The sequence below is a fragment of the Bartonella queenslandensis AUST/NH15 genome (genome assembly GCF_000312585.1).
Classification (GTDB): domain Bacteria; phylum Pseudomonadota; class Alphaproteobacteria; order Rhizobiales; family Rhizobiaceae; genus Bartonella; species Bartonella queenslandensis_A.
Genome location: NZ_HE998003.1, coordinates 84,192 through 90,191 on the forward strand (window position 1 = coordinate 84,192; position 6,000 = coordinate 90,191).

The following is a 6,000-nucleotide window of genomic DNA, read 5'->3' on the forward strand; positions in this document are numbered from 1 at the left end:
TTATATGAGTATTCTGCAATCTATCCATAATAGCTTTGTACCGATCCATAAAGAAGGTTATCCTTTTATTGTAGCGTTTTTTGTTATTTCGCTCATTCTTGGTTGGGTATGGAGTCCATTGTTTTGGTGTGGTCTTATTCTTACAGTGTGGTGTATCTACTTTTTCCGTGATCCAGATCGTGTGATCCCTTTGAATTCAAATTGGGTTATGTCACCTGCAGATGGGCGTATTTCATTTGTGGAATCCTGTGTTCCGCCTGAAGAATTAGGCCTAGGGAAAGATGAAATGATCCGTATCTCCATTTTTATGGATATTTTTTCATGTCATATTAACCGTATTCCTATCAGTGGTACAGTAGAGTCTATCCTTTATCATCCAGGTCGGTTTACCAATGTAGAGTTTGATAAGGCTAGTCAGTTTAATGAACGTAATGGAGTGGTCATTGATAGTAAGCATGGAAAAATTGGTATCGTACAAATAGCGGGGATGTTTGCCCGTCGGATTGTTTGTTGGTCAAAAGAAAATGATGCCGTTATCACGGGAGAGCGATTTGGATTGATTCGTTTTGGTTCTCGCCTTGATATTTATATACCAACTGAAATGAAATTGCGTGTTGCAGTTGGACAAACAGCAATTGCTGGAGAGACAGTTTTGGGTTCTTTTGATGATAAGAGTGCCATAACGGACTTCAGATACGATTAGGACCACACAATGAAAAATTTTTCGCCATTTTCTTCATTCAATCCTGAGGGGCAGCATGATGATGCTGCAAATCAGCGACGTTCACCTACATCAATGCGGTATGTTATTCCTAATATCATTACTATTTTGGCTATTTGTGCAGGGATGAGCAGCATTCGTTTGGCTTTTGAGAATCGCTATGAGGCTGCTATTTTAATGGTGCTTTTGGCTGCAGTTTTAGATGGTGCTGATGGTCGTATTGCTCGTTTAATAGATGGGAGTTCATCTTTTGGAGCACAGATGGATTCTCTTGCTGATATTGTAAATTTTGGTGTTACCCCTGCACTTATTGTTTATTCCTTCATTTTGAATCAAGCATACCACATTGGTTGGGTTGCAGCTCTTGTTTATTGTGTTGCCTGTTGTTTACGATTAGCCCGTTTTAATGTGATGTTGGAGAGCACCAATATACCTCAATGGCAGAAAAGTTATTTTATTGGCGTTCCTGCACCTGCAGGAGCGTTACTCCTTTTATTGCCTACCTATTTAGGCGCTCTTGGTTTGGTTCCCAATTGGGGATGGGCATTGTTTTTTAGTCTTTATACTGTAATTATTGCTTTTCTTTTGATTAGTCGTTTACCAGTATGGAACGCCAAGTCAATTGATCAACATTTGAGGCGTGATATCGTGATACCTTGCATGTTGGTCATTGTTATTTATGTCGGTTTTCTTGCGACTTACACATGGAAAACTTTATTGATTACAGCTGTTGGTTATATGATTTTTCTCCCCTGTAGTTTTGTCGCTTATAGTAAACGCGCTGCTTTAGAAGAGAAAAAGGCTAAGGCTAAAGCTATTCAAGAATCATAAAATACCTCATTCATCTGTTGAGAAGCACAGGAAAAAGAGAGAGATTCAACAATTTATATCTCAGATAGTGTTCAATGAGGGATATGGTAATCCACAAAACGATTTTTACGAACATTAAAGAGTTTTCCAGTTTCCTTTAAATCAGGGGATAGCAAATGGATTATTTTTTTTGCAACCTCTTGTGGTGAGGGGAGCGTTTGTGGATCTTCACCAGGCATAGCTTCAGCGCGCATGGCAGTGCGTGTGGCTCCAGGGTTGACACAATTAATCTTAATAGAGGTTTGTTTGAGTTCTTCTGCCCAACAGCGGGCAATCATTTCTAAAGCCGCTTTAGAGGCTGCATAAGCCCCCCAGAAAGGGCGTGCAACATGCGCAACACTTGACGATAACAGGATGGCTCGTCCAGCATCAGATTCACGTAATAAAGGCTCAACAGCTTTTATTAAGCGCCATTGGCTGATAAGATTTATTTGAAAAACATCTTCAAATATCGTGTTTTCTATATGCGCTATTGGTGAGAGTGTTCCAAGGATTCCTGCATTTGCAACGATAATATCAAGTTTTTTCCAGCGTTTGGCAATTGAGATAGCAAGGATATCGATGTTTTCCATATGATGCAAATCGAGTGGAACGAGGGTTGCGTGAGCCCCTTTTTCTCGGATTTTATTGTCCAATTCAGTAAGTCCACTGACTGTTCGTGCAAGAGCAATAATATGAGCGCCGCGTGCAGCGAGCTCGAGTGCTAAATAATAACCAATCCCCCTTGATGCACCAGTAACAAGTGCAACGCGCCCATGGAGACTAAAGTCATGTTTTGTCATCATTAATCTCTTGTTTTAAGAACAGATGATTGATGAATTTTGGAGAGATTTTCTTGATCAACCAGATGCGTAGGATAATATCCAGTAAAATAGTGGTCAGTAAATTGTGGATCAGCATTATTTCGTTTTTCTCCTGCTACAGCAAGATATAATCCATCTGTTGAAAGAAATTCTAAAGAGTCCGCTCCAATAAAATTGCACATAGATTTTAAATCTGGATATTGATTTGCTAAAAGGCTTTCAGCTTTAGGTGTATCAATACCATAAAAGTCAGGATAAAAAATCATAGGGCTAGAAATGCGCATATGAACTTCTTTTGCTCCTGCATCACGAAGCATTCGCACAATTTTAAGGGATGTTGTTCCCCGTACAATAGAGTCATCAACCAGAATAACACGTTTTCCTTCAATCACAGGACGGTTTGCCGAATGTTTTAACTTGACGCCAAAAGCACGAATTTGTTGCGTTGGTTCGATAAAAGTACGGCCAACATAGTGATTACGAATAATACCAAGCTCGAAAGGAATTCCACTTTCTTGTGCATAGCCAATTGCGGCAGGCGTTCCTCCATCAGGAACAGGAACCACAACATCGCCTTCACAAGGGGCTTCCTGTGCTAAGCAAATTCCCATATTTTTGCGTGTTGTATAAACACTACGCCCTCCAACAATTGAGTCTGGGCGGGAAAAATAAACATATTCAAACAAGCAAAGTTTTTCTGGTTTTTCATTTTCTGGTTTTATAATTTTTTTCGTAATTTCCCCATTTTTTTGTATTTCACATATGATGATTTCTCCATTTTTAACATCACGGACATATTTTGCTCCAATAATATCAAGAGCACAAGTTTCAGAACAAAAGATCGGCTTACCATCAAGTTCCCCCATCACGAGAGGTCTAATTCCTGTTGGATCGCGTGCCGCAATAAGCTTTGTACGTGTGAGTGCTAACATAGCATATCCACCTTCTACTTGTCGAATTGCATCAACAAAACGATCAGAAGAGGATTCATAACGCGAGCGGGCAATAAGATGGAGAAAAACTTCTGAATCTGATGTTGATTGACAGATAGCACCAGAAGCGATGAGTTCACGGCGCAATGTAAGACCATTGGTCAGATTACCATTATGCGCAATAGCAATGCCTCCAGCTTTCAATTCAGCAAAAAGGGGTTGAACATTGCGTAATGCCACTTCTCCAGTTGTTGAATAACGGGTATGTCCAATAGCGCGATTTCCTGGTAAACGTGCAAGTGTTGCAGGGTTTGTATAGTGATCACCAACAAGACCTAAATGCTTTTCTTGATGAAATATTTTATTATGGTAAGAAACAATTCCAGCTGCTTCTTGCCCACGATGCTGAAGGGCATGGAGTCCAAGAGCTGTTAATGTTGCAGCATCTTCATGCCCAAGAATACCAAAAACTCCACATTCTTCATGAAGGGTATCATCATCTAATGAAAATTCTTGGCAGGAAATATCGCTTTTTATCATCACACTCTTTCAGTTGTGATATGGAGGAATCATTCATATCACATTTTGCATCATTTAGTTCTCTTTCTGCATGAAAAGCTATTCTCTATTTTTTAGAGGTGTCTTTTCATGAGAGTTCTCTTCATGGGTATGTTTATCGCTATCTTTAAATAATTTTTCTGCCTTTTCGAGCACAGATCCAAGATCTTTTGGGAGTATTCCCCAAACTTTTTGTCCCAGTGAATCTAAAATAGGCCTTGTTTTAGCATCTTTTAACCAATTCGCTTGGTGCTCGGGTTTAATCAGGGCATTAATCAGCAACATACCGATGACCATAATCAATAAACCGCGAAGTGCTCCAAAAATAAAACCAAGAGTGCGGTCGAGGATACCAATTCGACTATCAATAATAAAATCGGAGATTTTCATTGTAATAATTGAAGTAATAATGAGAACAATAATGAAAATTGTGACCAATGTTGTGATCAATGCAATCATTTTGTTAGAGAGGTATTGTTCAAAAAAAGGTAAGACAGGTTTGAATAAAAACAGTGTCGTAATAGCTGCAATTGCCCAAGAAATCAACGATAACACTTCACGTGAAAATCCTCGAAGCATAGCAAGAAAAGCGGACAACAGGATGATTATTACGACAATTCCATCAAGGATTGTTATGATCATTTGTTTGTTCCTTATACATAAAGTTGTGTTCTTTTAAGCCAGTCTACAAATACATTTTTTGTTATGCTATTTTTTTTCTTATAGCAAGGATCTTTTGTATTTTATAGAGTTTTTTCTATATTATCATAACTACGATGCAGACCGTTTTTTACTTGCGGTAAGAGTCGCGACGAGGTCGGGTAGGTCGGAAAAAGTTTTTTGTTGAAAATTGAGCGACTTCATCATTTCGGTTGTGGTTGTGGGATGAAATGCTCCCTGAAAGCCGAGTTTTTTTGCTTCATTGATGCGTTGTGCTGAATGTGCAACAGCGCGGGTAGCTCCTGAAAGACTGACTTCACCAAAATATACGTAATCCGTTGGCAAAGGAATATTGGCAAGAGAAGATACCAAAGCAGCGGCTACAGCTAAATCAGCAGCGGGTTCTGATATACGATATCCACCTGCTACATTTAGATAGACATCATGCTGCCCAAAACGAATGCCACAATGGGCTTCTAAAACGGCAAGAATCATAGAAAGACGATTTCCATCCCATCCGACAACCGCACGTCTTGGTGTTCCAAGGGAAGAAGGAGCAACAAGCGCTTGAATTTCTACCAATATCGGTCGTGTTCCTTCCATACCGGCAAAAACAGCAGCGCCTGGGGCTTTTTCATTGCGTTCTCCTAAAAATAATTCGGATGGATTTATCACTTCGCGTAATCCTTTATCAGACATTTCGAAGACACCAATTTCATCTGTTGGCCCGAAGCGATTTTTTACAGTTCTAAGAATGCGATAATGATGTCCCCCTTCACCCTCAAAATAGAGAACACCATCAACCATATGTTCAACGACCCGAGGACCAGCAATTTGTCCATCTTTTGTAACATGACCAACAAGAACAACAGCAGCTCCTGTTTTCTTGGCAAAGCGTATCATAGCTTGAGAACCAATACGGACTTGTGTAACAGTGCCTGGTGCTGAATCTGCTGTATCTGACCATAAGGTTTGAATCGAATCAATAATCACCATATCAAGGTTTTTATACTCGTTTAAGGTTGCAAGAATATCTTCAACATTGGTTTCAGCAGCAAGTTTCACATCTGTATTATGAGCTCCAAGCCTCTGCGCACGCAGACAAATTTGCGCTATAGCCTCTTCACCTGAGACATAGATAACATTATGTCCTTTGCGTGATAAAGCAGCAGCTGTTTGTGTTAGTAATGTTGATTTTCCAATACCTGGATCACCACCAACAAGGAGTGCTGATCCACGGACAAAGCCCCCACCGGTAACACGATCAAGTTCAGCAATACCAGAATGAATACGTGGAGCATCTTGGATATCTTTAGAAAGAGATGTAAGGGGGATGATACGTCCTTTACGCGTATTCTGCTTAGGACCACTTCCTATGCCCCCATTTATATTTTCTTCAACAAGAGAATTCCACTCTCCACAGGCGCTACATTTCCCTGCCCAACGGGAATAAATT

General features: G+C 40.0%; 6 protein-coding genes. 2 read left to right on the top strand and 4 right to left on the bottom strand.

Annotated elements, in window-relative coordinates:
• Positions 1–4: 4 nt before the first annotated feature.
• Positions 5–703, top strand: coding sequence for a phosphatidylserine decarboxylase (locus BN338_RS05535; protein ID WP_039759848.1), 699 nt, complete (start codon positions 5–7; stop codon positions 701–703).
• A 9-nt stretch (positions 704–712) separates the two neighbouring features.
• Positions 713–1,552 (top strand): CDP-diacylglycerol--serine O-phosphatidyltransferase, encoded by an 840-nt coding sequence (gene pssA / locus BN338_RS05540; RefSeq protein WP_039759850.1) that lies wholly within the window; start codon positions 713–715, stop codon positions 1,550–1,552.
• Positions 1,553–1,623: 71 nt separating this feature from the next.
• On the opposite strand, the gene BN338_RS05545 is transcribed toward pssA, so the two are convergent.
• The 4 genes from BN338_RS05545 to radA form a co-directional block, all read right to left on the bottom strand.
• A complete protein-coding gene (locus BN338_RS05545) occupies positions 1,624–2,373 on the bottom strand; it encodes an SDR family NAD(P)-dependent oxidoreductase (protein ID WP_039759852.1) in 750 nt (249 codons plus the stop codon).
• A gap of 2 nt (positions 2,374–2,375) precedes the next feature.
• A complete protein-coding gene (gene purF, locus BN338_RS05550; protein ID WP_039759854.1) occupies positions 2,376–3,866 on the bottom strand; it encodes an amidophosphoribosyltransferase in 1,491 nt (496 codons plus the stop codon).
• A 78-nt stretch (positions 3,867–3,944) separates the two neighbouring features.
• Complete coding sequence (locus BN338_RS05555; RefSeq protein ID WP_039759856.1) at positions 3,945–4,526, bottom strand: CvpA family protein; 582 nt, start codon at positions 4,524–4,526, stop codon at positions 3,945–3,947.
• 129 nt (positions 4,527–4,655) lie between these two features.
• On the bottom strand, positions 4,656–5,999 hold the full coding sequence (gene radA, locus BN338_RS05560; protein WP_244427616.1) for a DNA repair protein RadA: 1,344 nt from the start codon (positions 5,997–5,999) through the stop codon (positions 4,656–4,658).
• Position 6,000: the final 1 nt, after the last annotated feature.